The organism is Crenobacter caeni, from assembly GCF_010435965.1.
GTDB classification, from domain to species: domain Bacteria; phylum Pseudomonadota; class Gammaproteobacteria; order Burkholderiales; family Chromobacteriaceae; genus Craterilacuibacter; species Craterilacuibacter caeni.
In genome coordinates, this window is record NZ_JAAGAA010000007.1 from 152406 (window position 1) to 177906 (window position 25501).

The 25501-nt window shown below is 67.0% G+C and carries 18 protein-coding genes; 14 read left to right on the forward strand and 4 right to left on the reverse strand.

Features of this window, described 5'->3' with window-relative positions:
* Nucleotides 1-101 precede the first annotated feature (101 nt).
* Genes GZH52_RS09955 through GZH52_RS09980 form a run of 6 tightly spaced genes read left to right on the forward strand, consistent with a single transcriptional unit; the run spans nt 102 to nt 6853 of the window.
* Nucleotides 102-614, forward strand: coding sequence for a GspH/FimT family pseudopilin (locus GZH52_RS09955; protein ID WP_163316306.1), 513 nt, complete (start codon nt 102-104; stop codon nt 612-614).
* Nucleotides 607-1188 (forward strand): type IV pilus modification PilV family protein, encoded by a 582-nt coding sequence (locus tag GZH52_RS09960; RefSeq protein WP_163316307.1) that lies wholly within the window; start codon nt 607-609, stop codon nt 1186-1188. Before GZH52_RS09955 ends, GZH52_RS09960 begins: the two co-directional genes overlap by 8 nt.
* On the forward strand, nt 1175-1981 hold the full coding sequence (locus tag GZH52_RS09965) for a PilW family protein (protein ID WP_163316308.1): 807 nt from the start codon (nt 1175-1177) through the stop codon (nt 1979-1981). The genes GZH52_RS09960 and GZH52_RS09965 overlap by 14 nt, the downstream gene beginning before the upstream one ends.
* The gene (locus tag GZH52_RS09970; RefSeq protein WP_163316309.1) at nt 1978-2751 is read left to right on the forward strand and encodes a PilX N-terminal domain-containing pilus assembly protein; all 774 of its coding nucleotides are present in this window, start codon (nt 1978-1980) and stop codon (nt 2749-2751) included. The genes GZH52_RS09965 and GZH52_RS09970 overlap by 4 nt, the downstream gene beginning before the upstream one ends.
* Nucleotides 2748-6416: a pilus assembly protein gene (locus GZH52_RS09975; RefSeq protein WP_163316310.1), complete on the forward strand. Its 3669-nt coding sequence runs from the start codon at nt 2748-2750 to the stop codon at nt 6414-6416. The genes GZH52_RS09970 and GZH52_RS09975 overlap by 4 nt, the downstream gene beginning before the upstream one ends.
* Nucleotides 6413-6853, forward strand: coding sequence for a type IV pilin protein (locus tag GZH52_RS09980; RefSeq protein WP_163316311.1), 441 nt, complete (start codon nt 6413-6415; stop codon nt 6851-6853). Before GZH52_RS09975 ends, GZH52_RS09980 begins: the two co-directional genes overlap by 4 nt.
* A gap of 8 nt (nt 6854-6861) precedes the next feature.
* Here the strand turns inward: GZH52_RS09980 and GZH52_RS09985 are convergent, their stop codons facing one another.
* The 4 genes from GZH52_RS09985 to GZH52_RS10000 all read right to left on the reverse strand — a co-directional run bounded on the left by GZH52_RS09985 (nt 6862) and on the right by GZH52_RS10000 (nt 15505).
* Nucleotides 6862-9306 carry a GGDEF domain-containing phosphodiesterase gene (locus tag GZH52_RS09985; protein WP_163316312.1) on the reverse strand — a complete coding sequence of 815 codons (2445 nt, stop codon included), beginning with the start codon at nt 9304-9306 and terminating at the stop codon, nt 6862-6864.
* Nucleotides 9303-10292 (reverse strand): ABC transporter substrate-binding protein, encoded by a 990-nt coding sequence (locus GZH52_RS09990; protein WP_163316313.1) that lies wholly within the window; start codon nt 10290-10292, stop codon nt 9303-9305. Before GZH52_RS09990 ends, GZH52_RS09985 begins: the two co-directional genes overlap by 4 nt.
* Nucleotides 10293-10376: 84 nt before the next feature.
* Nucleotides 10377-14315 (reverse strand): ATP-dependent RNA helicase HrpA, encoded by a 3939-nt coding sequence (gene hrpA / locus GZH52_RS09995; protein ID WP_163316314.1) that lies wholly within the window; start codon nt 14313-14315, stop codon nt 10377-10379.
* A gap of 68 nt (nt 14316-14383) precedes the next feature.
* A complete protein-coding gene (locus tag GZH52_RS10000) occupies nt 14384-15505 on the reverse strand; it encodes an LD-carboxypeptidase (protein WP_163316315.1) in 1122 nt (373 codons plus the stop codon).
* A gap of 188 nt (nt 15506-15693) precedes the next feature.
* Here GZH52_RS10000 and cysD point away from each other — a divergent pair, with 188 nt between their 5' ends.
* From cysD to epsE, 8 genes are all read left to right on the forward strand, one after another.
* Nucleotides 15694-16620 (forward strand): sulfate adenylyltransferase subunit CysD, encoded by a 927-nt coding sequence (gene cysD, locus GZH52_RS10005; protein ID WP_163316316.1) that lies wholly within the window; start codon nt 15694-15696, stop codon nt 16618-16620.
* A 34-nt stretch (nt 16621-16654) separates the two neighbouring features.
* The gene (gene cysN, locus GZH52_RS10010; protein ID WP_163316317.1) at nt 16655-18085 is read left to right on the forward strand and encodes a sulfate adenylyltransferase subunit CysN; all 1431 of its coding nucleotides are present in this window, start codon (nt 16655-16657) and stop codon (nt 18083-18085) included.
* Between the two features lie 230 nt (nt 18086-18315).
* The gene (locus tag GZH52_RS10015) at nt 18316-19737 is read left to right on the forward strand and encodes an undecaprenyl-phosphate glucose phosphotransferase (RefSeq protein ID WP_163316318.1); all 1422 of its coding nucleotides are present in this window, start codon (nt 18316-18318) and stop codon (nt 19735-19737) included.
* A gap of 89 nt (nt 19738-19826) precedes the next feature.
* Complete coding sequence (locus GZH52_RS10020; protein WP_163316319.1) at nt 19827-21062, forward strand: class I SAM-dependent methyltransferase; 1236 nt, start codon at nt 19827-19829, stop codon at nt 21060-21062.
* Nucleotides 21059-22264, forward strand: a complete 1206-nt coding sequence (locus GZH52_RS10025) for an NAD(P)-dependent oxidoreductase (RefSeq protein ID WP_163316320.1) — start codon at nt 21059-21061, stop codon at nt 22262-22264. Before GZH52_RS10020 ends, GZH52_RS10025 begins: the two co-directional genes overlap by 4 nt.
* Nucleotides 22261-23226 carry a beta-1,6-N-acetylglucosaminyltransferase gene (locus tag GZH52_RS10030; protein ID WP_163316321.1) on the forward strand — a complete coding sequence of 322 codons (966 nt, stop codon included), beginning with the start codon at nt 22261-22263 and terminating at the stop codon, nt 23224-23226. The genes GZH52_RS10025 and GZH52_RS10030 overlap by 4 nt, the downstream gene beginning before the upstream one ends.
* A gap of 142 nt (nt 23227-23368) precedes the next feature.
* Nucleotides 23369-24538: an outer membrane beta-barrel protein gene (locus GZH52_RS10035; protein WP_163316322.1), complete on the forward strand. Its 1170-nt coding sequence runs from the start codon at nt 23369-23371 to the stop codon at nt 24536-24538.
* Nucleotides 24539-24663: 125 nt separating this feature from the next.
* The gene (gene epsE, locus GZH52_RS10040) at nt 24664-25488 is read left to right on the forward strand and encodes a polysaccharide export protein EpsE (RefSeq protein WP_163316323.1); all 825 of its coding nucleotides are present in this window, start codon (nt 24664-24666) and stop codon (nt 25486-25488) included.
* The last annotated feature ends 13 nt before the right edge of the window (nt 25489-25501 follow it).

Below are 25501 nucleotides of genomic sequence, written 5' to 3' on the forward strand. Positions count from 1 at the left end.
CAACGCAAACCCTCTTCAATTCCGCACAAGTTTTTATAGTAATAGCATGTGCGTGATATTTATATGAAGTAAAATCACGTGCCATGTTTATAGATTGTCATTTGAGCTACCCGGCCAGACTCCTGAGCCGGGGGTTTACCCTGGTCGAGCTTTGCGTGGTCCTCGCTGTGCTCGGCATCCTGGCATCGCTGGCCATGCCCGCGATGCAGCAGCTCGTGCGTAACAACCAGGTCAGCACCCTGAGCAACGACCTGCTCGCCGCGTTGCGTCAAGCGCGCGCGCAGGCACTGGCCAGCGGCGTACCGGTACGCGTGGTGCCGCAAGGCGGAGACGACTGGCAGCGTGGCTGGCAGGTGAATGCCGACGGCGTGGCCCTGCTCGAATACGCGGCGAGCGGCGAAATCCGCATCGAACCGCTGGCCGGGGCGGAAGGGGAGATCCGGTTTTTGCCGCGCGGCACGCTGGCCAGTGGCCAGGCGGGCTTTCGGGTCTGGTCTCCGGCTGACCCGGACAGCGGCCGTGTGATCGCCATTTCGCTGAGCGGCCATGCCGCGGTCACCCCATGCGCCGAATCCCCGGCGGGCTGCCCTTCCGCAGAAGCGCCCCATGGTTGACGGACGTGATCAGTACGGTGCTTCGCTGCTTGAAGTGCTGATTACCCTGGTGCTGACCGCTATCGGCTTGCTGGGGGTTGCCGGCCTGGTGCTGGGGAGCCTCAAGGCCGGCAGCGACGCGCAATGGCGCGCGCGCGCGGCCTTGCTCAGCGAGGAGGCCGTCGCCCGCATGCGCGCCAACCACGGCTGGAAGTTCACCGGTGACCAGCTTGAGCTGGTGGCCGACCCGTACGCGAACCGTTCCTGCGCGGGCGGCACGGCCGCCAACCCCGACGTGACGGGCAATCTGTTGGGGGCGGGCCGGGATCTTAAGGCATGGCAGCAATGGTCGATTGACGCGGTATGCGCCAAGGTCGGCAGCGTCGATCAGGGCGGGTTGCCGGGCGGCCGCCTGCAGGTCAGCCGGCAGGCGGCCGACGTTAGCGAGCGGGGCGTCAGCCGGCTGGAGACTTACCGGGTCGAGGTGAGCTGGTGCGCCCAGCTGGAAGTGGCCGATACCCTGCAGCCTGCGTCCGCGCTGGCAGGCTGCAGCCCCGACAGGACGAGGCACTATGTCACGCATGTCTCGTTCTGATCGCCAGCAGGGCCTGGGCCTTGTCGAACTGATGGTCGCGCTGGCACTCGGGCTGCTGGTCGTGCTGGCCGTCAGTACCCTGTACCTGCGTACCTCGCAGGCCTCCCGCACCCAGTTGCAGCTGGCCGAAAGCGCCGAGCGCGCGCGCTTTGCGCTCGACATGCTGGTTTCGGTAGCGAGCATGGCGCAACAGAGCGCCGCGGGAGCCGCCATCGAAGTCGGCGCGGCGGGCGACACGCTGACCGTCCGCTACCGGGTGCCGGCCGACTGGCCGGCCGCCAGTGCGGGCGCCGGCGCCGGGCGTTTGCAACTGCCGGCCTGCGCGCAGCTGGACCTGACCGTTGGGGCCGGGGACGTCGTGACACACCGCTTTTACCTGAGTGACGGCAGCCTGATGTGCGACATGGACGTCAGTAGCGGGCAGGCAGTGCGGGGCGTGGCTTTGGCGCCCCGGATCGACCGCTTTGTCGTGCTGCCTGCCGTGGCGGCCGCGGCACCGGCAGCAGAAAGCTGGCAGCAGTACTGTGCGATCAGCCATCTGCAAAAAGGGGCTTTTGCCAGCAGCGAAAGCGAGCCGGTGCTTGGCCTGCTGGTCGGCCTGCTGGCGGCCACCGAGCGCGCCGAAGGCGCCGCCGGCGCACCGCCGGCGACGTATTTCCTGCTCGGGCAGGGAACGGCCGGCGTCGGAGCGGTGCCCTCGGCGAGCCTGCCAGATGACGGGCGCTTCCGCCAGGTGCTGTCGACCTTTGTGCGGGTGCGCGCGGGGTGCGTGCAAACCGGGGAGGGCGCATGAGCAAGCCGCCGATTCGCGCACGCGGCAGCGTGCTGTTCCTGACGCTGATCCTGCTTTTGGCGTTGACCGTGGTCGCGGTCTCCAGCGGTTTTCTGGCGTCGGTGTCCGAGAAAGTGGCCCGTGCCGAGCGCGAACGGCAGTTCGCCCTGGGAAGTGCGGAGCACGCGCTGGTACAGATCCGCGCCCTGGGGCTTGCCCAGGTGATGCTGCTCGAGCGCGAGGGCGCACTGCCCGATTGCGGGCTGTTGCTGGCAGGGAAGACGCCGTTGTGGGCGCCGGTCAAGGGAGCGAAAGAGGATCCCGAGCGCAATTGGGCGTGGACCGGCCTGAGCGAAGCACCGACGGGGGGGCTGGCCGGCATCTGTCGCTGGACGGGCAAGGGTCACTGGCAGGACGGGCAGCTGCAGGCGCCGGACCGGCTGGTGTACGACTGCAGCGGCGACAACTGCCGCCGTGGCGGCGCTACCGTATCCAATCTGTATCGCGCGCTTGATGGCGGCGACGAGCGCGCCGGAGAAATGCGCCTTGTCGGCGGCGGTATGGTCGACGGCAGCGGCCGGCAGCAATCGCTTAGCGCGCGTTACTTCATCGAAGTGTTCGAGGTGGCCGGTTGCGGCGACCTGCCTGCGTTCAGGGTGACCGCCCGCGGCAGCGGCGAGGGCGGTAGCGACGCGCCTGCGCGTGCGCGGCGCACCGTCGAGGCCGTCTACCTGATCGACGACCTGCACGGGGGCTGTACCGCATCCATAACCGAAGGAACGACGCCATGACTGATCCGCACCCCGTGCGCCTCCCCAGCCTGAAACCCTGTGCCGCCAGCGTGCTGCTGGGATTCACGCTGGGCGCAGGGGCCGCACCGTTGCAGCCGGTGGGGGTATTGCCGCCGGTGGTCGCCAGTTTCGTTCCGCCGAACGTGCTGATGGCGTTGTCGATCGAGTTCCCGACTTCGGGCGCCGCGTACAAGAACGAGGCATTCGACCCGGCCAAGACCTACCTGGGTTACTTCGACGCACGCAAGTGTTACGTGATACAGACGCCGGATACGCGCGACCACTATTTCGAGGAGTCCAGCCTGCTCAGTACCGACGGCCGCTGCTCGGGCAAGGAAGAGTGGAGCGGCAACCTGATGAACTGGGCGACGATGTCGACGCTCGACATCTACCGGCTGACGATGACCGGCGGCAACCGAGCCCGCGTCAACGACACGACTTTCCGCTATGGTGCCGACGCCGACAACGCGGGCGAGACCTTTCTTGCGCGCGCGCGCATTGATACCGGTGTCGCCGGAGACTTCAGGAAGACCGTCCCCAAAAAGGTCGCGCAAAACCGGGTGCCGGACCGCTTTGTCCGCTCCGGCGACGTGCAGTTCTCGCAGGGCAGCATCACCAGTACCAACATCAGCGGCAGCGGCGAGAGCCTGCCTTACGGCGCCCGTATCGTCGTCAAGGCGTGCGCCCCGCGCCTGGGGGTGGACCGCAACCGCTGCCGGCAATACAGCGGCAGCTGGAAGCCGGAGGGTCTGATCCAGCAGCATGCCCGGGACATGCGCTTTGGCGTGATGACCTACCTGAAGGAAAACGGCAATACCCGCGATGGCGGGGTATTGCGCGCGCGCCTGAAATTTACCGGCCAGTCCCAGCAGGTGTCGGTGCCGCGGATCGACGACGGCGAGGTCGAGATCGACCGGGTCGACCTGGGCGCCGAATGGGACGCCAAGACCGGCGTGCTCTTGACCAACCCGGACCAAGAGGATGCCGAGGACAGCAGTGTCGCCAACAGCGGGGTGATCAATTCGATCAACAAGTTCGGCGACGCCAGCGGCTACAAGAGTAACGACCCAGGCGCCGAGCTCTTCTACGCCGCCCAGCGCTACTTCCGCAACAAGGGCAACTACGCGCCCTACAGCAACAATATCTCGGAGGCGGCCAAGGACGGTTTCCCGGTGATTACCGACTGGGACGACCCGATCCGCTACAGTTGCCAGAAAAATTTCGTCATCTATTTGGGTGACACCAACACGCACGCCGATATGGACCTGCCCGGGTCGACCAATTCGAGCAAGAAGCCTGCCGACGAGGTGCCCGACCCCAAGGATCCGGCCAAGGCACCCGATGTACACGCTTGGCTCGAGAAGATCCGGGACGCCGAGCGGCAATACAACGGCGTGACGGTCGACCCCAACGCCAACACCGGCTCGACCAATTCACGCTCTTACATGGCGGCGCTGGCTTACTGGGGCAACTCGGTCGATGTGCGGCCGGACCTCGCCGGACGACAGACGATCAAGGCATTCACCATCGACGTGGTCGAAGGCGGCCGACAAAAGGCCGAGGGTACCAACGCCTTCTACCTTGCGGGCAAGTACGGCGGCTTCGACGACAGTAACGGCAACGGTGTGCCTGACGTCGCCTCGGAGTGGAAGGACGAGGCGTACCCGAACCCGCCTTACGGCAAGGGCATGCCGAAGAACTTCGCGCAGGCCAACCGTCCGGAAGCGATGGTCAAGGCGCTGACTGCCGCGATCGCACAGGTGGCCGACAGCCAGGAGGTGGCATTAGCCGGGCAGGGCAGCAACGGGCCGGCGGTCAACAGCAAAACGCTGGTCTATCGCGGTCGCTTCCAGGGGGCGCCGCTCGACGCGGCCGACAAGTCCGGGCCGTGGATGTGGAGTGGCGAACTGGAAGCTCGCCGCCCTTCGTTCTGGAGCGCGGGTGCGGTCACCGATGGTGCCCTGGTGTGGCGTGGTTCTGAAAAACTGCCGCATGCGAGTGTGGAAACCTGGAACCCGGCCTCGCGCGTAGTGTCCGCATTTGCACCCGACCAGCCATGGCTGGTCAGTCGCATGCGTCTGACCGATGACAGCACCGCTGCCGCGCAGGCGCGGATCGACTGGGTGCTGGGCGGCCGCAGCCACGAGGCCGACGGGGCAAGCCCGCCCTTGCGCAAGCGGCCGGATGGCAATCTGATGGGCACCGTTATCAATAGCGCGCCGCTGTACCTGGACGCACCAAGGCGTGCACCTTCGGGTTGTTCTCTGCCCGAATTACTGCGAAAAAACGCCTTGCTCGCCGTCGGCGCCAACGACGGCCTGCTGCATGTGTTTGATGCCAATACGGGTGAGGCGAAGTACGGCTACGTGCCCGGCGCGATTCACGGCAAGCTCGCTGCGGCAACGCGGCGAGCATTCGAGCATGACTATCTGGTCGATGGCTCGCCGGTCGGCGGTATGGTCTGCCTGGGCGAGGTGGAAGCGGGCAAGGTCGCGGTGGGGCAGGCTGCCAGCGTGATCGCCGGCACGACCGGGCTGGGGGGCGCCGCGGTCTTTCTGCTCGACGCGACCGCCGAGACCCTGCGGGCGCGTTGGGAATTCTCGTCGGCAGACGACGCGGACATGGGGCTGTCGGTCGCCGAGCCTGTGCTCGTGCGCGTGCGTGCTGGCGGCAGCGCCGGCAGTCCGCTTTACCGCGACGCGGTGCTGGTCGGCAACGGCCTGAACAGCAGCCGCAGCCGTGCGGTGCTGTTCCTCTTGTTTGTCGACAAGGCGGCCGGCAGCGCGTGGCAGCTTGGCCGCGACTACGTGAAAATCGCGGTCGGTGAGGACAATAGTTCGGATGGTATCGCCAACGGACTGATGAGTCCGTCCGCCTACGACGAAAACGGCGACGGAGTGACCGATTTTGTCTACGCGGGGGACGTCAACGGACGGCTATGGAAGTTCGACCTGCGTGCGTCGGCAGCGTCCGCCTGGCACGCCGTCGACCATGACCCGGCGGCAGGCGAGACGCAACCCTTGTACGCCACGGCAGGCGGCGCGCGCCAGCCTGTCGTCGCCGCGCCGCTCCTGCAGCCACTTGTCGGCGGCAAGGTGCGCGTGCTGTTCGGTACCGGCAAGCTGTTTGACGGCTGGAACACCGACAGCGTGCAAAGCCTGTACGGCCTGACCGACGAGTCCGCCGCGCAGACCCCGCTGACGGACGTGGCCAGGCAGACGGTACTGGGCGACGCGGGCGGCCGCATCCAGGTCGGCAGCGTCGAGGCTGGCGTGCATGGCTGGCGGCTCGACCTCGGACATGCCTCGCTGCAAAGCGCGCAGGTGATCCGGCCAGCGGCGTTTTTCGGGTCGCTGGTCGAGTTCGAGGCGGTGATGCCAAGTAGCGACGTATGTGCGCCCGGCGGCAAGAGCGTGCTGTTCCGGCTCAAGCCCGGCAACGGCGGGCAGTCGGATAAGCCTGTTTTCGACACCAACGGTGACGGGCTGGTCGACGACCGCGACGACAAGGGGGGCGGCTGGATCGGCGGCAGCTTGTTGCCGGCGATGCCGCCGGCCTACAAGGTGATCGACGGGGTGCTGTTGCAGCAATCGCGTGAAGGGGTGTTGCACCGGCGCATTGTCCGGCGGCTGGCGTGGCGGGAACTGATGGGGGTGGACGAATGAAGGCAGGACGGCAGGGCGGCTTTTCGCTGATCGAGGTGATGATCGTGGTCGTGGTGGTGGGCATCCTCGCCAGCATCGCCTATCCCTCCTACCGGCAGTACCTGGCGCGCGGCTACCGCACCGAGGCACGAGTACTGATGATGGAGCTCTCGCAGCAGGCCGGGCAGCTCTATAGCGCACGTGGCGACTATACGGTGTTTGCGCGCTGCAAGGACGCGTCGTGCGCGGCGGGCGAACGGGGCGGCGACGCCCTTTACATGGTGCAGTTCGAGGCGTCCGGCGCGCACGCGTACACCATCCGCGCGACGCCGACCGCCCGCTTTAATCGTGGCTGGGCAGACGATGCGTGCGCGGGGACGACGCTGACGCTGAGCCAGACGGGCCGTCGCGACGTGGACGGCGGCAGTGGCGACGCGGCCACTTGTTGGCAGCGTTGAGCGCCCGGTCAGTGCGTAGTGGCTAGCGGCTCGAGCAAGGGCAGTAAGGCCTGGGGTGCGGGCATCGGCCTGCCGTGCAGGTAGCCTTGCTGCAAGAGGCCGGGGTAGCGTTTGAGGTAGTCGCGCTGCCCGGCGGTCTCCACGCCTTCGGCGACCACGGTGAAGCGCAGGCTGCGCGCGATCGAGACGATGCCGTCGACCAGCGCGCCGTCCTCCTCACTGCCCGGCAGCGGGCGGATGAAGCGCTGGTCGATCTTCAATTCGTCAATCGGCAAGGATTTCAGGTAGGCGAGCGATGAGTAGCCGGTGCCGAAGTCGTCGATCGAGAAGCGCACGCCGTCCTGCCTGAGCGTCGCCATTTTCTCCTGCGCAGCGCCCAGGCTTTCCAGCAGCAGCCCCTCGGTGATCTCCAGTGTCAGGCGGCGCGCGGCGAAGCCGTGCCGGCGGATCAGCGTGCGGATCTTGTCGACGAAGCCCGGCTGGCTGAAGTGGCGGGGGCTCAGGTTGACCGAGATGCCTTGCGCCAGGCCGGCACGGGCGAGGCGGGCGAGGGTGCGTGCGCTCTCTTCGAGCACCCAGTTGTCCATCTCGACGATCAAGTCGCTCTCTTCGGCCAGCGGGATGAAGGCGCCCGGCGGTACCAGTCCGCGCTCGGGGTGGTGCCAGCGCACCAGCGACTCGAAGCCGACGGTGCGTCCGTCGGCGTCCAGTTGTGGCTGCAGGTAGAGTTCGAGCTGCTGGTCGCTGATCGCGTGGCGCAATTCGCGCTGCAGGGTGTAGCGCGAGCGCGCGTGTTCGCCCATCGATTGTTCGAAGAACGCGACCTGGCCGCCCCCATGCGCGCGGGCGCGGCTAAGCGCCGTCTGCGCGTGCAGCAAGAGGCCGTGCGCGTCGTCGCCGGCCTCGCCAAGCGCGATGCCGATGCTGACCGACAGGCTGAGCGTCTCGTCCCCCGCCTCCACGCCGTCGCCGAGCGCCTGTTGCAGTGCGACCGCCAGCTGCAGCAGTCGGGTTGCCTCGTCTTCCTCGCGCAGTTCGGTCGAGCGTACCAGCAGCGCGAACTCGTCGGCGGTCAGCCGTGCGGCGAGCGCGTGCGGGGCCGCCTGCTCTAGCCATCCGGCCAGCGTCTTCAGCAGTTCGTCGCCGGCGACGACGCCGCGTGCCTCGTTGAATTCCTTGAAACGGTCGATATTGAGCAGCATCAGCGCGTGCGAGCCTTCGTGCGCTTCGGCGAGCTTCTCGATCAGGTGCTGGCGGTTGGGCAGTCCGGTCAACGCGTCGACCCGGGCGGCGCGCCACGCCTCTTCCTGCGCCTGGCGGATCAGCCCCTGGTCGCTGAACAGCGCGACGAAGCGCTCGATGCGCCCGTCGGGCGCGCGCAGCGCACGGATGGTCATCCATTCAGGGTAGAGTTCGCCACACTTCCTGCGATTCCACAGTTCCCCCTGCCAGCGCCCGTCCCGTTCGAGTGCGGCGTACATCAGCCGGTAGAACGCGCCGTCCTGACGGCCGGACGAGAGCATGGAGGGCTTCTGGCCGACGGCTTCGGACGCACTGTAGCCGGTGATCTCGCAGAAAGCCGGGTTGACGGCGAGGATGCGGCTTTGCGCGTCGGTGACCACGATGCCTTCGGCCGCGCTGTCGAACACCTGCTGCGCGAGCTTGAGCTGCGCGTTGTTCTCGACCAGGTGCGCGCGGTCGCTGCGGCTGCGTTCGACGCCGGCGTTGAGCGCGCGGGCGAGGCTGGCCAGCTCCGCAAAGCCGTCTTCGGCCAGCGGCTCATAGTCGTCGATCAGGTGCGCGTCTTCGGCGTGGCGGGCGATCCGGACGAGCGGCCGGCCGACGTAGCGGTGCAGCCACCACGAGAGCAGCGCGGCGAACAGCAGCATGCCTCCCCACTCGGCGAGGCGGCGCAGCAGAAGGACCTCCACACGCTGCGCCTGCTCTGCTTGGTAGTTGTGGCTGATCCAGACCACGCCCTTTTCGCGGTTGCTGATCATGCCAGGCGGCGCGGGCGGCAGGTAGGGCACCATGATGCGGGTAGTGTGCGCGGCCGGGTCGGGGTCGAGCTGCGCTTCCAGGCCCTGGCGGGTGCGCTCGAAACGGCGGTCGTCCCAGCCCGGCAGTACCTGCGCCGCCATCTGGCCGCGTGCGTAGCCCCGGCCGCCTAGGGCGATGCGGCCTTCGGGGTCGACCAGCGCGATGCGCACGTCGTCGTGCTGAGCCTGCGCGAGCAGGATTTCCGACTGCACAAGGTCTGGCCGGCTGTGCAGCAGTTCGTCGGCGAGGCGCGCGAAGCGGGCGCCTTCCTCGCGGACATGGGCTTCGGTGGCGGCTTCCAGTACGCCGCGCTCCTGGCGGAGGGCCTCGACGCCGGTCAGCACGACGGTCAGCGTGACGGCGAGCATCACCGACAGCGGCAAGAGGATGCGCAGGGATGGCGGACGTGTCATGAGGGGTGCCCGCTGACAAAGCGCGCGTCAATCAGAGTGGTCTGCCCGGATGCGCGTGCGTCGATATTGTCGGCCGCCAGCCTGAGCACCAGCTCTGCGGCGACGTCGGCAAGTTGCGGGGGGCTGCCCGCGAGCAGGCGCCGGTTGTCGGCGAGGCCGCACGGCTTGAGCCCGGCGAGGGTACGCGCGGCCTGGGTGTCGGGCAGCCCCAGCCAGCGGGCGATTGCGCGCTGCTGGCCGCTGTCGTTGGCCCGCCACGCGGCAAGCCCGCGCAGATGGGCGTCGACCAGTGCGGCCACCGCTTCTGGCTTGGCAAGGAGAGCCTCTTCGCGCACGGCGACCACGTCGAAGATGGTGTCCGGCAGGCTGCGGCTGTCGAACAGCGCGTGTCCGCCGTTTGCCAGCAGGCGGGTGGCGACCGGCGGGAAGCTGATCACCGCGTCGATTTCGCCCGCCTGCCACGCGGCTTCCTGTGCGTCGATATTGATGTCGAGCAGCTGAACGTCGGCAGGGGAGAGCCCGGCCGTCTTGAGCGCGCCGGCGAGCATCAGCGCGCCGGTTGCAGAGCGCTCGAAGCCGATGCGCTTTCCCGCCAGCGCGGCGAGGTCGGGCAGGGTGTCACGGGCGATGAGCATGTCGGCGCCGGCCGAACTGTCGAGTACCAACACGATGGAGAGCGGGATGCCGCCGGCTCGCGCGCGCAGCACCTCGTCCAGCGTCAGCGTCGCCGCGTCGACGACGCCGGCCGAGAGCGCGTGCAGCGAGGCGCTGGCCGAGCCGAGTTCGACCAGGCGCACGTCCTCCGCCGCCAGCACGCCCTGTTGCTGGGCCAGCCACAAGAAACCGTGGCCGGGCCACGGATGGGTCGACAGCTTGAGCGGCGGTGCGGGCGCGCAGGCAGGTAGCAACGCCGTCAGCGCAGTCAGGGCGCTGCCGGCGAGCAAGCCCCTGCGCACGCGGCTGTGCTGGGCGCTGGGTGGCGGCATGGCGGGACGATGCTAATTATTCTTAATGCAATTCTATACTTAATGCTGAACGTATATTTGATCCAGATCAAATTGCAGGGCAGGCTAAGCACCGCGCGGCAACGCGTCCCACACCTTTTGCAGGCGCTTGAGCGACACCGGGTAAGGCGTCTTCAGCTCCTGCGCGAACAGGCTGACCCTCAATTCCTCGATCTGCCAGCGGAACGCCAGCAGTTCGGCCGACGCCTCGCCGGTTTCGCTGTCCGCGGCGACACGCGCTTCCCAGCGCTGCCACAGCTCGCGGATCTCGGCTGCGCGCTGGCCGTCGCGCTGCGGGCTCGTCACCTGCTTGTCCATGCGCAGCCCCATCGCCTTCAGGTAGCGCGTCAGGTGCGGCAGCTGTGCCCACGGCGTCGCCGCGAGAAAGCCCGGGTAGACAAGCGCGTCGAGTTGCCCCTTCAGCTCCCAGCCGAGCTTGTGTTTGGCGATGCGGGCGGCGAGCGGCGGGTATTCGGCCGCGATCTGCGTAAGGTAGCCCATCACCGCTTGGGTGACCGCCGGCAGCCGCGCGCGCGCGCGCGCCTTCTGTTCGTTGAAGGCCTTCTCGCTGCGCGGCAACTCGTCGTCGCCGACGAAGGCGCGGTCGCAGATGCACGCGAGCACGTCGGCGAGCAGCACATCGGCGTTGCCAATGGCCCTCAGTTGCAGTGCCGCCTGCTGGAAGCCGGACGGCCCCTTGCCCAGTTGCTTGACTTGTTCTTTCATCTGCAACTGCAACAGGCGCACTACGCCCTTGCGGTGCGCACGCGTGGCGGCCAGCTCGGTGTCGTAGAGGCGCAGCGCGACGCGGCCCTCGGCTTCCAGCGTCAGCGCCGGGTAGCCGGTCAGTTGCTGGCGCCCGCGCGCGAACTGGATCGATTCGGGCAGCTCGCCGATGTCCCACGCGGTGACGTTCTCGCGCTCGAATTCGGCGCTGGTGTCGCGGAAGGTCAGTTGCGCGGCCTGGCCGAACTGCTTTTGCAGGGCGGCGAGATCGCGGCCGAGGCCGATCTCCTGCTTGCCGTCGTCGACCACGCGGAAGTTGAACAGCAAGTGCTCGGGCAAGGGGTGCGCGTAGAAGCCCGCCTCGTCGACGCGCACGCCGCCGCTCTCGCGCAGGATGAAGCGCGCCAGTTGCGGCGCGATCGGTGCGCCCATGTCCGGGTCGGTCGACAAGAAGCGGGTGACGAAGTCGGGCACCGGCACGCACAGCCGGCGGATCTGCTTGGGCTGGTTCTTGATTAGCGCGGTGAGCTTCTCGCGCACCATGCCCGGCACCAGCCACTCGAACGGCGCGGCCTCCAGCCGGTTGAGGCTGGAGAGCGGCACATCGATGGTCACCCCGTCGAGCACATGGTTGGGCTCGAAGCGGTAGCGCAAACGCATGCGCCCGTCCGCGTGTTCCCACCACTCGGGGAACTGGTTGACCGTCACGTGCTGCGCGGCGTGCCGCATTAGCTCTTCGCGCGTCAGGTGCAAAAGCTTGGGGTCGGCCTTCTCGGCCTCGCTGCGCCACGCCTCGAAGCTAGCCGCGTCGACGACATGGGCCGGGATCTTCTGCGCGTAGAAATCAAACAGCGCATCCTCGTCGATCAGCACGTCCTGGCGGCGCGCCTTGTGTTCGAGCGCCTCGACGTCGCGGATCAGCTGCGCGTTGCGCTGGAAGAAGGGCGCGTTGCTGACATACGCCATCTCGACCAGCGCGCCGCGGATGAACAGCTCGCGTGCCTCCTCGGGCGCGATCCTGCCGTAGCTGACCGGGCGGCGCGCGATGAGCGTCAGCCCGAACAGCGTGACCCGCTCACTGGCGACCACCTCACCGCGCGCCTTGTCCCAGTGCGGGTCGAAGTAATGGTATTTGACGAGGTGCGGCGCCAAGGGCTCGATCCACTCGGGTTCGATGCGGGCGACGCAGCGCGCGTACAGCCGGCTGGTCTCGACGATTTCGGCGGCGACCAGCCACTTCGGCTTGGCCTTCTTCAGGCCTGAGCCGGGGAAGACGTGAAACAGGCTGCCGCGCGCGCCGGTGTACTCGTCGCCTTCCAGCGCCTTTTGACCGACGTTGCCGATCAGGCCGGTGACCAGCGCCTTGTGCAGCTTCTCGTAGTGCAGGGCTTCGAGCTGGCGGCGCTTCTTGTCGCCCATCTGCTGCGGTGCCTCGGGCGCGGCCGCGTGAGCGTCCTCGCGGCGGATCAGCCCCATGTCGTTGGCGATCTCGGCCAGTTGCGCGTGCAGGTCGCGCCATTCGCGCAGGCGCAGGTGCGACAGGAAGTGCGCGTGGCAGGCGTCGATCAGCTGGCGGTTGGATTTTTTGTGGCGCACCGCGTCCTGGAAGAAGTCCCACAGCGCAAGGTAGGACAAAAAGTCCGAGCGCTCGTCTGCAAAGCGTGCCTGCGCGCGGTCGGCTGCTTCGCGCGCGTCGAACGGGCGCTCGCGCGGGTCCTGGATGGAGAGCCCCGACGCGATGATCAGCACCTCGCGCACGCAGTCAAAGTCGCGCCCGGCCAGCAGCATGCGCCCGACGCGCGGGTCGACCGGGATGCGCGCGAGTTCCTTGCCGGTGGCGGTGAGTTCGCCCGCGTCGTCCACCGCGCCCAGTTCGTGCAGCACCTGGTAGCCGTCGGCGACCAGGCGGCCGGATGGCGCCTCGAGAAACGGGAAGGCGTCGACGCGGCCAAGGCCGAGCGAGGCCATGCGCAGGATCACCGCGGCGAGGTTGGAGCGCACGATCTCGGGGTCGGTGAACGGCGCGCGCGCGTTGAAGTCTTCCTCGTCGTAGAGGCGCACGCAGACGCCGGCCTCGACGCGGCCGCAGCGGCCGGCTCTCTGGCGCGCCGCCGCCTGCGAGACCTTCTCGACCAGCAGTTGCTCGACCTTGGCGCGCGGGCTGTAGCGCTTGACGCGTGCGAGGCCGGTGTCGACCACGTAGCGGATGCCGGGCACGGTCAGCGAGGTCTCGGCGACGTTGGTCGACAACACCACGCGGCGGCCGCCGGAGGGCTTGAAGATGCGCTGCTGCTCCTCGTTGGAGAGGCGGGCGAACAGGGGCAGGATCTCGTAGCCCTTGAGGCCGGACTTTCTCAGCTTCTCGGCGGTGTCGCGGATCTCGCGCTCGCCGGGCAGGAACACCAGCACGTCACCGGCGCCCAGGCGCGACAGTTCGTCGACGGCGTCGACGACGGCGTCTTCCATCTCGGTCTCGCGCTCGTCCTCGTCGCGCGACTTGAGCGGGCGGTAGCGCACCTCGACCGGGTAGGTGCGGCCAGACACCTCGATCACCGGCGCGCCGTCAAAATGCTTGGAGAAGCGTTCGGCGTCGATGGTCGCCGAGGTGACGATCACCTTGAGGTCGGGGCGGCGCGGCAGCAACTGCTTCAGGTAACCCAGCAGGAAGTCGATGTTCAGGCTGCGCTCGTGCGCCTCGTCGATGATGATCGTGTCGTACGCCTCGAGGTAACGGTCGGTCTGCGTCTCGGCGAGCATGATGCCGTCGGTCATCAGCTTGACGAGGCTCCTGTCGGAAAGCTGGTCGGTGAAGCGCACCTTGAAGCCGACCGTCTCCCCCAAGTGGCTGCCCAGCTCGTCGGCGATGCGGCTGGCGACCGAACGCGCGGCGAGGCGCCGCGGCTGGGTGTGGCCGATCAGCCCGAATACGCCACGGCCAAGCTCCAGGCAGATCTTCGGCAGCTGGGTGGTCTTGCCCGAGCCGGTTTCGCCGCACACGATCACCACCTGATTACGCGCGATCGCGTCGCGGATTTCGTCGCGGCGCAGGTTGACCGGCAACGCGTCGTCAAAGCGCGGCACGGGCAGCGCAGCGCGCCGCGTTTCAACCTTCTGCCGCGAGCGCTCGATGCGCTCGGCGGTTTCCTTGAGCAGGCGCTGTGCGTCCTGGCCGCGCGCGACGCGCTTTTCGGCGTCCGCGAGGCGGCGCCGGAGGGCGTGGCGGTCGCGGATCAGGCAATCGGGCAGGGCTTTTTTCAGGGCGGCGACGTTCAGGGACATGGGGCAGGGCAGGCAGGGGACAGACAAGGCGCGGATTATACCCGCCAAGGCGCCGCCTCGCCCGCCCGCTACATCAGTTCGGTCAGCGCCGCGGTGTTCAGCCCCGCGAGTGGGTAGGTCGGGTAGTCGGGGAAGGTGACGCGGTAGCCCGCGCCATCGGACGTGAGACTTGCGTGAGTGCCCAGCGGGAAGGTCGCCTTGTTGCTAGTGTGGCCGAACGGGAAGCCGGTCAGCACCGGCACGCCGGTGACGCTGGCCACGTGCGCGGCAACCGTCGCGAGCGTGTACGAGCTGTCGTAGTGGTCGCGGGTATTGGCCTGGTCGAAGTCGCCGAACACGATCGCCTTTTGGCGGCCGAGCACGCCGGCGAGGTTCAGTTGCTGCAGCATGCGCTCGACGCGGTAAGGCTGCTCGCCGACGTCCTCGACAAACAGGATGCCGCCGTCGATCTTCGGCAGGTAAGGCGTGCCGGCCAGGTGCGCGAGCACGGTGAGGTTGCCGCCCCACAGCACACCCTCGGCCTTGAGCGTCGGCGAGAATGGCGTATCGACACGGATCGACAAGGGGCGGGCGGTGGTCGCGCTGACAAAATCGCTCATGGTCAGCACGCTGGGCGCCGCGGCGCCGAAGTCGCTGTAGAGCATGGGCCCGGCGAAGCTGGTCACGCCGCCCTGGCTCAGCAAAGCCATCTGGATCGCGGTGAAGTCGCTAAAACCCATCACCAGCGTGCCCGCTTCTTTCAAGAGCGGGCACAGCCGCTGCCAGTTGATCCACGGCAGGATGCGCATCGCGCCGTAACCGCCGCGCGCGGCGAGGACGAGCTTGGGCACGTCAGAGGCCTGGATGTCGTTGAAGTCGGCCGCGCGTTCGGCATCCGTCCCGGCAAAGCGCTGGTAGCGCCTGGCCAGGCACTGGGTGTTGGAGAGCCGGTAGCCGGCGCGCGCGAGGCGCAGCACGCCGCGCTCGGCGCGCTCGAAGCTGGGCATCAAGCCGGACGGCGCGACCACGCGCAGCGTCGGGCCGCCTGCGGCAAAGGCAGGCAGGTTGGCAGGGGGCAGGGCTTGGGTCTGGGCAGTCATCGTCTTGACGGGCGATCGGCAACCGGCGAGCAAGGCCAGCACGCTGCCGGCGGCCAGGGCTCCAAGCAGGGTGCGACGCGCGGGGTCGGGCTGGGTATGCATGGCGGTCATGGGTCAGGTCGCAATGATAACAGTCTAGGTGTTCGCCGCCCGTCTTCTTGTTATTCCCGAAACATCTATTGATTGAATAGTGCCCGGCCATATGGATATATCCAGACGGTTTTGCGCGGGTCTGAGTGCTTGGGTAGATTGCTCTTCCATGACAGGACAATAGCCGGCGCGACCGGCTGGGGGCACCGATGACTCTTAGCGAACACAGACTGACCCACCTCAAGCAGCTGGAGGCGGAGTCCATCCATATCATCCGCGAAGTGGTAGCCGAATTCGACAAGCCGGTGATGCTCTACTCGATCGGCAAGGATTCTGCCGTGATGCTGCACCTGGCGCGCAAGGCGTTCTGGCCGGGTAAGCCGCCGTTCCCGCTGATGCACGTCGACACTACCTGGAAGTTTGGCGACATGATCGCGCACCGCGACCGCGTCGCCCGCGAGATGGGGCTGGAATTGATCGTGCACACCAACGAGCAGGGCGTGCGCGACAACGTCAACCCGTTCACCGTCGGCTCGGCGCGTCACACCGACGTGATGAAGACCGAGGCGCTCAAGCAGGCGCTCTCGCTGTACGGTTTTGACGCCGCCTTCGGCGGCGCGCGCCGCGACGAGGAAAAGAGCCGCGCCAAGGAGCGGGTGTTCTCCTTCCGCGACAGCCACCACCGCTGGGACCCGAAGAACCAGCGGCCCGAGCTGTGGAACCTCTACAACGCGCGCGTCAACCGCGGCGAGAGCATCCGCGTGTTCCCGCTGTCGAACTGGACCGAACTCGACATCTGGCAATACATCTGGCTGGAGAAGATCGACATCGTCCCGCTGTATTTCGCAGCCGAGCGCGAGGTGGTCGAGCGCGACGGCGCACTGATCATGATCGACGACGCGCGCATCCTCGAATACCTGAGCGACGAGGAGAAGGCGCGCATCCATAAGCGCAAGGTGCGCTTCCGTACGCTCGGCTGCTACCCGCTCACCGGCGCGGTGGACAGCGAGGCGGACACCCTGACCGACGTGATCCGCGAGATGCTGCTCACGCGCACCTCGGAGCGCCAGGGCAGGGTGATTGACCACGACCAGAGCGCGTCGATGGAAAAGAAGAAGATCGAAGGCTATTTCTGAGCGGCCGCGTCCGCAGCACAACGAGGAACACCCCATGTCGCACCAGTCGGAACTGATCGCCCAGGACATCCACGCCTACCTCGCCCAGCACGAGCACAAGGATTTGCTGCGCTTCATCACCTGCGGCAACGTCGACGACGGCAAGAGCACGCTGATCGGCCGCCTCTTGCACGACTCCAAGCTGATCTTCGAGGACCAGTTGGCCGCGATCGAGCGCGACTCGAAGAAGTTCAACACCACCGATGGCGACATTGATCTGGCCTTGCTGGTCGACGGGCTGGCCGCCGAGCGCGAGCAGGGCATCACCATCGACGTCGCGTACCGCTACTTCAGCACCGACAAGCGCAAGTTCATCATCGCCGACTGCCCGGGGCACGAGCAGTACACGCGCAATATGGCGACCGGCGCGTCGACCTGCAACCTCGCGGTGATCCTGATCGACGCGCGCTACGGCGTGAAGACGCAGACCCGCCGCCACAGCCATATCGTCAGCCTGTTGGGCGTGCGCCACGTCATCGTCGCCGTCAACAAGATGGATCTCACCGGCTTTGACGAGGCGGTGTTCGAGCGCATCCGCGCCGACTACCTGGCCTTCGCCGGCGAGCTGGGGCTTGCCGACATCCGCTTCGTGCCGATCTCGGCCTTGCGCGGCGATAATGTGGTCGAGGCTAGCGCGCACACGCCGTGGTACGACGGACCGACGCTGATGTCGCTCTTGGAATCGGTCGAGGTCGGCCACGACACCGCGCTTGGCGCGTTCCGCCTGCCGGTGCAGTACGTGAACCGGCCCAACCTCGATTTTCGTGGCTTTGCCGGCACCGTCGCCGCAGGCAGCGTGGCCGTTGGCGACACCGTACGCGTGCTGCCGGCCGGTACCGCAAGCCGGGTGAAGGCGATTATCGCGTATGAGGCGGCGCTGCCTACAGCGTTCGCGCAGCAGGCGGTGACGCTGCAGCTGGAAGACGAAATCGACGTGTCGCGCGGCGACATGCTGGTGAAGGCAGGCGAGGCCGAGCCTTGGGTGACGCAGGCGCTCGCGGCGGACCTGGTGTGGCTGGACACCCGAGCGCTGGAAGTCGGTCGCGAGTACCGGGTGAAGTTCGCCGGCAAGACTGTGGCCGGCCGCGTCAGCGCGATCCGCCACCGCGTCGACGTCAACACCCGCGAGAAGGTGGCGGCCGACACCCTGCAGCTGAACGAGATCGCCGAAGTCGAGCTTCTGCTGAACGCGCCGGTGGTGGTCGACGCCTATACCGCGTGCCGCGGCACCGGCAGCTTCATCCTGATCGACCGCGCCAGCAACGCGACGGCCGCCGCCGGCATGGTGCGCGAGCCCATCGCGGCCGCAGCCGGCACGCCGGACGACGAACTCGCCCACTACCGAGCGTTCGAAGTCGAGCTCAACGCGCTGGTGCGCCGCTACTTCCCGCACTGGGAGGCGAAGGATATCGCCAGGTTGCGCTAAGCGTCCCACCACCCTCCCGAACCGCCCGCAGGCCTTAGCAAGCCTGCGGGCGGTTTGCTTTTTCTCGCCTTGGAACTCCTTGTCAGTGAGCCTTTTGTTTTGCCCTATCGCTACCTGCGGCTGCCCTGATAAGCAGATGTTTTGAATGGCGGTATCGGTTTGACACGTGTTTTTTCGCTGCCTATGAAACATGCATGTGGCAGGTGGTGCCGCCGATCACGCGAGGCTACATGGACAAGCAATCCTTCTTCTCCCAGCATCCTCACTCGGTCCAGCCGGTGTCTCCGCTGCTGCGGCCGGCGAGGACCGCAGGCGTCGCCGCTTCGGTGTCGGCGCTGACCGACCCGGCCGCCTTCGCGCTCGGCGTACTGTGCGGTGCGCTACTGCTGCAGGGGAGCGTGGGCCTGCCAGCCGTCTTGCTCGCCGCGCTGGTGTTCGTGTGCAACCTGCCCGGACGCAGCCGTCTGGAAGACCGCCTGCCCGCACTCTTCTCGGCACTCATCTGGCGCTGGCTCCTGAATGTCGCCGCGCTGGCCGCGCTGGTACGGCTCTTCGGCGTGAGTGGGGTGTTCGGCCACCCGCACCTTGCGCTCGCACTCACGCTGCCGCCCTTGTTGGCCGTACTCGGCCAGTTGCTGCTGCGTCTGGTGCTGCCACCTCTGCGCGCGCGTTTCGCCCAGGAAGCAATCTTCATCGGGCTCACCGCGCACGGTGAGGTGCTCGCGCGCTATCTCGCGTGCAGCCCGAGCGCGGCTTGCCGGGTGCTAGGCTTCTTCGACGACCGCCCGAGCGAGCGCACCGCCCACTCCGGCCTGCCCAGGCTGGGCAAGATGGCGGACGTTGCCCAGTACGTGCGCGAACACCACGTCGGCCATATCTACATCACGCTGGCGATGTCGAGCCAGCCGCGCATCCTGCAACTGCTGGACGCGCTGCGCGACACCACCGCTTCCATCCACTTCGTCCCCGACGTGTTCGTCACCGACCTGATCCAGGGGCGCATCGAAACGGTCGGCGGCATGCCGGTGATCGCGGTATGCGACTCGCCCTTCGTCGGCTGGAACGCGCTCTTGAAGCGCGGCAGCGACCTTGTGCTCGCCTCGCTGATCCTCGTGCTGATCTCGGTGCCGATGCTGCTGATCGCGCTGGGGGTCAAGCTCACCTCGCCGGGGCCGGTGGTGTTCCGCCAGCGCCGCTACGGGCTCGATGGCCACGAGATCGTCGTCTACAAGTTCCGTTCGATGACGGTGTGCGAGGACGGCGCCCAGATCCGTCAGGCCAGCAAGGATGACCAGCGCGTCACGCCGTTTGGCGCCTTCCTGCGCCGCACCTCGCTCGACGAGCTGCCGCAGTTCATCAACGTGCTGCAGGGGCGGATGAGCATCGTCGGCCCGCGCCCGCACGCCATCGCGCACAACGAGGCGTACCGCAAGCTGATCAAGGGCTACATGGTCCGCCACAAGGTGCGCCCCGGCATCACCGGGCTTGCCCAGGTGTCCGGCTGCCGCGGCGAGACCGACACCCTGGACAAGATGCGCCGACGCATCGAGTACGACCTCGACTACCTGCGCCATTGGTCGCTGCTGCTCGACATCAAGATCATCCTGCGCACCGTCTTGACGGTAGCGGGCGGCGACAAGCAGGCGTACTAGGCGCGCGGGCAGGACCTGCCATACACAATCCGGGCCTGAACTTTCCTGTCGGCATTGAACAGGCCACAGACCAGCGAGAAGGGGAGAACATGCACACCAACTGCCGTTTCTGCGGGCATTCCGCACACCATGTAGTCGCCGACCTGGGCATGCAGCCCTTGTCGAACGCGCTGCGCGCCGAGAAGCAGTCCAACGATATGGAACGCTTCTATCCGCTGGGGGCGCTGGTGTGCGAGCACTGCCTGCTGGTGCAGGCGCCGGGCAGCGAGGAGGCGAGTGAGATCTTCTCCGAGCATTACCCGTATTTCTCCTCGTGCTCGGACACCTGGCTTGCCCACGCCCGCGATTACGCGCGCGAAGTGATCGGGCGTTTCGGCCTGAACGCCGACAGACTGGTCGTCGAGATCGCCTGCAACGACGGTTACTTACTGCGCTGGTTCCTGGACGCCGGCATCCCGGTGCTCGGCGTCGAGCCGACGCTGGATACCGCCCAGGCTGCGCGCGCGCTCGGCATCCCGGTCAACGTCGAGTTCTTCGGCCGCGCGTACGCGACGCGGCTGCGCGAAGAGGGCTTCGCCGCCGACCTGATGCCGGCCAACAACGTGGTCGCCCACGTGCCAGACATCAACGATTTCGTCGGCGGCTTCGCGATCCTGCTGAAAGAAAACGGCGTGGCGACCTTCGAGTTCCACCACGCGCTCAACCTGCTCGAGAAACTGCAGTTCGACACCATCTACCACGAGCACTTCTATTACCACTCACTGACGACCTTCAAGCAGATCCTCGCAGCGAACGGCTTGGCGCTCTTCGACGTCGAGGAGTTGCCGACCCACGGCGGCTCGCTCCGTGTCTACGCGCAGCGCGCCGACACCGGCCGTCACCCGCTCAGCCCGCGCGTAGCCGCGCTGCTTGCCAAGGAGCGTGAGGCGGGGCTGGACCAACTCGCGACCTACCTCGACTTCAACGAGCGGGTGGTCGCGCGCAAGCAGGAGATCCTGCAGTTCCTGATCGACGCCAGGCGCGCGGGCAAGCGCATCGCCGCGGTCGGCGCGCCGGCCAAGGGCAACACCCTGCTCAATTACCTTGGGGTGCGTGGCGACACCATCCGCTACACGGTCGACCATACGCCGGCCAAGCAGGGCTTGTATCTGCCCGGCTCGCACATCCCGGTCAAGTCGCCCGAGCAGGTGTTCATCGACAAGCCGGACTACCTGATCCTGTTGCCGTGGAACTGGCGCGACGAGCTGATGCACAAGTTTTCCGGCATCCGCGAGTGGGGCGGGCGCTTCGTGGTGTTCTGCCCCGAGATCGAGGTGATCGAATGAGCGGTGTGCCCTGGCATGGCGGGCAGGGAGGCAGGGTTGCCCGTGTCGGCCTGGTGGGTACCGGGCCGATGGCTGAGAGCTTCGCGCGCATGCTTGCCAGGCATTGTCCGGACCTCGTGTTGTCCGGCGTGCTCACCCGGCGCCCGCTGGGCAGCGTGACGGGTTTCGCGCCGGCACTGTTGACGGATTCTATCGACGCGCTGGTCGACAGCGCCGACATCGTCGTCGAGATGACGGGCGACGTGCTGCACGGTACCGACGTCTGCGCGCGCGCGCTCAATGCCGGTCGGCCGGTGGCGACGCTCAACGCCGAACTGCACGTCACCACCGGCTCGTACCTCGCCACGCTCGGCGCATTCAGCGAAGCCGAGGGCGACCAACCCGGCTCGCTTGCCGCGCTGGCCGAAGACGTGCGCGCGATGGGCTTTTCGCCTTTGGTGTACGGCAACATGAAGGGTTTTCTCGACCTCAATCCGTCGCCGGAAAACATGGCGTACTGGGCGGCGCGCCAGGGCATCAGTGTGCCCAACGCGACCGGCGCGACTGACGGCAGCAAGGTGCAGATCGAGCAGGTGCTGGTCGGCAACGGCCTGGGTGGCAACATCGCGTGCGTGGGGCTGGCCGGCCCAGAGGCCAACAGCCTGGCCGCAGGCGCGGCCAGGCTGGCGGAACTTGCCCGTGCGCGCGGAGAGGTGCTGTCCGACTACGTGCTCGCCGACGGCTGGGCGCCGACCGGCGTGTTCGTGGTCGCCCGCCACGACGAGGATCAGGCAGCCTTGCTCGAGTACTTCAAGCTGGGCCCCGGGCCGGACTACCTGCTGGTCAAGCCCTACCACCTCTGCTCGCTCGAGGTGGCCAAGACGGTGCGCCGCCTGCTCGCCGGTGGCCCGGTGCTGCTTAACAATGGTGCGGCGCCGCGTCTGGGGATGGCGGCGCTCGCCAAGCGCGGCCTGCCGGCGGGCACCTGCCTCGCGCGCGGCGCGGGCAGCTTCGAAGTGCGCGGTGTCGCCATCGAGCTCTCCGCCCACCCGCACCATGTACCGTTGGGGCTGCTCGCCGGTGCGCGGCTCACCCGTGCCGTGCAGGCTGGCGAGATGCTTCTGCTCGATGGTGTCGAGCTGGCCGACCACCCGGCGGTGGCGATCGGCCTTGCGCAGGCCGCGGGCAGTACGTTGTCGCACATGCAGGGGGGCGGGTCTTGATCAGCTACGTGATCGTCGCCTACCACCAGCCGACCTTCCTGCGCCGGCTGGTCGACGCGCTGCGCGCGCCAGACGTGTACTTTTATATCCATATTGACGCGCGCGTCGATATCGCCCCTTTCTTGCAGCAACTGCCGGCAGACGAAAGCGTACGCTATCTGCAGAGCCGGCACGCGTGCAATTGGGGGGGCTACGGTCTGGTCGAAGCTTTCCTCGCCGGTGCGCGGGCTGCGCTCGCCGACGCTCGCGAAGGCTACATCGTTACCCTGTGCGGCAGTACCTACCCCCTGCAGCCTCCCCAGGCGATCCGCCGTTTCCTCGAAGCGTCTCCCGGTACCTGTTACCTGACCTGGTTCGGAGAAGGGTTTCACCGCCACCACCTGTCCTGGCGCCTCAGCCGCCGGCCCTTGCCGCTGCAGTGCCCGCCCAGCAGGGGTGTGGACGTACTGCTGTTGCCCACGTTCAACCCGCGCAAGATTTTTGCTTCGCGCGAGACCTTCTGGCTGTGGCTTTGCAATCTGGACGCGTACTTCTGCCGGCGCAAGGTTCCGGCCTGTGTCGGCCAGATCAGCGGCGGTGAGGGGTGGACCATGTTCCCGACCGATTACTGGCGGCGCATCTTCGCCTGGCTCGCCGAAAACCCGGAATTCGAGGCATTTTTCCGTGAAGTGTGGATCGGCGGCGAGCTTTTTTTCACGACGCTACATGGCGCGCTCCCCGCGCCCCATCGACCGCTGCCGTGGTTCATAGACTGGGAAGGCGAGCGCGACGGCTCGCCGGCGCTGCTGTCGAGCGACGACGACTTCGAGTGTGTTACCGCGTCGGGCGCGCTGTTCGCCCGCAAGTTCGACGCGGTGAAAAGCGCGCGCATCCTCGAACGGATCGACGCCGAATGCTTGGGACGGGCTACGGCAGGGGGAGGCAACACGGCAACGGCAGCGCCTCAGCTGGCGGGTGGCTGAGGTATGCCGGGCGCTCAGATGGTAGGGCGCGGACAAGTTGTATGACATGACAATTGCGGTGGCTGTTCTACGATTCATAGAAAAGCGCAATGTCATCTGGCGGTGATCTGATGGGGATCCGTCTGTTCAAGGGGGAATTCATATGACTAGTTATCGGCAAGCCGTTTGCGGGCGCATCGCGCCAAGCTTGTCCGTGCTCGCGGCGGCGGTGGGCGTGCTGCTGCCTGGCACCGCTGCCGCCGATACGCTGGATACCGTCCAATGGCGGGCAGGCGTGCGCGAGGTGTACGACGACAACCTGTTCGCCAGACCGCCGGAAAAGGATCCGGTCAGCGACTGGATGACCCGTGTCGACGCCGGCGTGTCGCTGGACAAACAGTGGGGGCGGCAGCGCGTACAGCTGGACCTGGGCGTCGTCGATTACCGCTACCGCGACTACGACAACAACGACTTCACCGCGACCCCTTATCAGGCGGTGTGGCAGTGGGCGGTCGGCAATGACGTGAGCGGCGAGTTTCGGCTTTCGCGTGAAGAGAGTCCGGATCTGACCGACCCTGCGTTTGGCGCGAGTACGGTCAACGTCCGTAAACGCGATTACCAGCGGGCCGGCGTGCAGTGGCAGTTTCATCCATCGTGGCTGCTACTGGGCGCGCTGGACCGGGATAAATCCAGCTATAGCGCGCTCACCTCGACACCGGATGAAACCTTGAGTTCTGCCGAGTTGGGGGTGCGTTACCTGAGCGGTAAGGGCAGCTTCGTCGAGCTGTTGGCTCGCTCCGGTGAAGGTGAACAGCAATTTTTCCGCGACTTCCGGGAGCGACAGGCCGGGCTGTCGGGCGAATGGGCTGTCAGCGAGAAGCTGCGCGCATGGTTGGGCTGGGGGCGCCTGTCCCGCGACTACGACACGCGCTCCGACCTTGATTACTCGGGGGATACCTGGCGTGCCGGCGTGCGCTGGCAGGCGACGGGCAAGATCGACCTGACCCTGTCGGCCGACCAGAAAGTCGAATCGCAACTGCTTTACCGGTCACGGACGGTACGCAGCTGGTCGTTCGAGCCACGCTGGCAGCTCAGTCATAGGGTGACGGCACGGGCCTCATATGTGCATTCGAGCGCCGCGTACGAGCAGGCGCTGCCGGTGCTGGGCAAGCGGGACGACCGCACCCGGGTTGGGTCGCTCTCCCTGGACTGGCAACTGACCGACCCACTCAAGCTCAGCGCCCAGTGGCAGCATGAAAAGCGAAGCTCCAGCTACCCCGGTCTGGATTACACCCGGCAAGGCTATTGGCTTGGATTGGGGTTGGCATTTTGACCGCCACATGTCGATTTGATTTGAGCATTGAAAGAACTTGTCGTTGTTCTATTAATAATCATCGGCCGTTGGTGCTGGTGCACGGATGCGCAGGCGATGCCGGCTGATCAAACGAGGAGATGAGCATGTCGAAGTCAGTCGACCGCCTGTATGACCGAGCGTTCCGGGTGCTGCTGTTGTCCGGCGCGCTGGCGGGTAGCGTCCAGGCCGCGCAGCCCGACGAATACCGGCTGGCACCGGGTGACCAGATCCGCGTGCAGGTATTCCAGAACCCTGACCTGACCCTGGACGCCCGCGTCGGCGAGAGCGGCTTCATCAGCTACCCGCTGGTCGGCAAGGTCAAGGTCGGCGGCCTGCCGCTGGACGGTGCCGAGGCGCTGCTCGCCGCAGCCCTCAAGAAGGGCGGTTACGTGCAGCAGCCGCAGGTCAATATCGCCCTGTTGCAGGTGCGCGGCAACCAGGCGTCGGTATTGGGCCAAGTCAACCGCCCCGGCCGGTTCCCGCTGGAGACCGCCAACACCACGGTCACCGACCTGCTCGCGCAGGCGGGTGGCGTGGCGGCCGGCGGTGCCGATACGGTGGTGCTGACCGGTGCGCGCGACGGCAAGCCTTTTCGCACCGAAATCGACGTGCCGGCGATCTACCGCGCGTCGCAAGGCGGCAGCACCGGCGCGCTGGTGGTGCAGCCGGGCGACGTGCTCTTTGTCGACCGTGCGCCGGTCTACTACATCTACGGCGAGGCGCAGCGCCCGGGGGCGTACCGGGTCGAGCGCGGCATGACGCTTAGGCAGGCGCTGGCGCAAGGCGGCGGACCTACCGTACGCGGCACCGAGCGTTCGCTCAAGGTCGAGCGCCGTGCGGCCGACGGCAGTTTTCAGGCACTCAAGCTCGACATGAACGCGCCGATTCAGCCGGACGACGTGATCTACGTGCCGGAAAGCCTGTTCTGAGTGCGGGAGGAAC

Excerpts from the sequence above, each read along its gene's own strand:
- GZH52_RS09960 (WP_163316307.1), top strand. The coding sequence starts at position 607 with ATGGTTGACGGACGTGATCAGTACGGTGCTTCGCTGCTTGAAGTGCTG.
- GZH52_RS09965 (WP_163316308.1), top strand. The coding sequence starts at position 1,175 with ATGTCTCGTTCTGATCGCCAGCAGGGCCTGGGCCTTGTCGAACTGATG.
- GZH52_RS09970 (WP_163316309.1), top strand. The coding sequence starts at position 1,978 with ATGAGCAAGCCGCCGATTCGCGCACGCGGCAGCGTGCTGTTCCTGACG.
- GZH52_RS09975 (WP_163316310.1), top strand. The coding sequence starts at position 2,748 with ATGACTGATCCGCACCCCGTGCGCCTCCCCAGCCTGAAACCCTGTGCC.
- GZH52_RS09980 (WP_163316311.1), top strand. The coding sequence starts at position 6,413 with ATGAAGGCAGGACGGCAGGGCGGCTTTTCGCTGATCGAGGTGATGATC.
- GZH52_RS09985 (WP_163316312.1), bottom strand. The coding sequence starts at position 9,306 with ATGACACGTCCGCCATCCCTGCGCATCCTCTTGCCGCTGTCGGTGATG.
- GZH52_RS09990 (WP_163316313.1), bottom strand. The coding sequence starts at position 10,292 with ATGCCGCCACCCAGCGCCCAGCACAGCCGCGTGCGCAGGGGCTTGCTC.
- hrpA (WP_163316314.1), bottom strand. The coding sequence starts at position 14,315 with ATGTCCCTGAACGTCGCCGCCCTGAAAAAAGCCCTGCCCGATTGCCTG.
- GZH52_RS10000 (WP_163316315.1), bottom strand. The coding sequence starts at position 15,505 with ATGACCGCCATGCATACCCAGCCCGACCCCGCGCGTCGCACCCTGCTT.
- cysD (WP_163316316.1), top strand. The coding sequence starts at position 15,694 with ATGACTCTTAGCGAACACAGACTGACCCACCTCAAGCAGCTGGAGGCG.
- cysN (WP_163316317.1), top strand. The coding sequence starts at position 16,655 with ATGTCGCACCAGTCGGAACTGATCGCCCAGGACATCCACGCCTACCTC.
- GZH52_RS10015 (WP_163316318.1), top strand. The coding sequence starts at position 18,316 with ATGGACAAGCAATCCTTCTTCTCCCAGCATCCTCACTCGGTCCAGCCG.
- GZH52_RS10020 (WP_163316319.1), top strand. The coding sequence starts at position 19,827 with ATGCACACCAACTGCCGTTTCTGCGGGCATTCCGCACACCATGTAGTC.
- GZH52_RS10025 (WP_163316320.1), top strand. The coding sequence starts at position 21,059 with ATGAGCGGTGTGCCCTGGCATGGCGGGCAGGGAGGCAGGGTTGCCCGT.
- GZH52_RS10035 (WP_163316322.1), top strand. The coding sequence starts at position 23,369 with ATGACTAGTTATCGGCAAGCCGTTTGCGGGCGCATCGCGCCAAGCTTG.
- epsE (WP_163316323.1), top strand. The coding sequence starts at position 24,664 with ATGTCGAAGTCAGTCGACCGCCTGTATGACCGAGCGTTCCGGGTGCTG.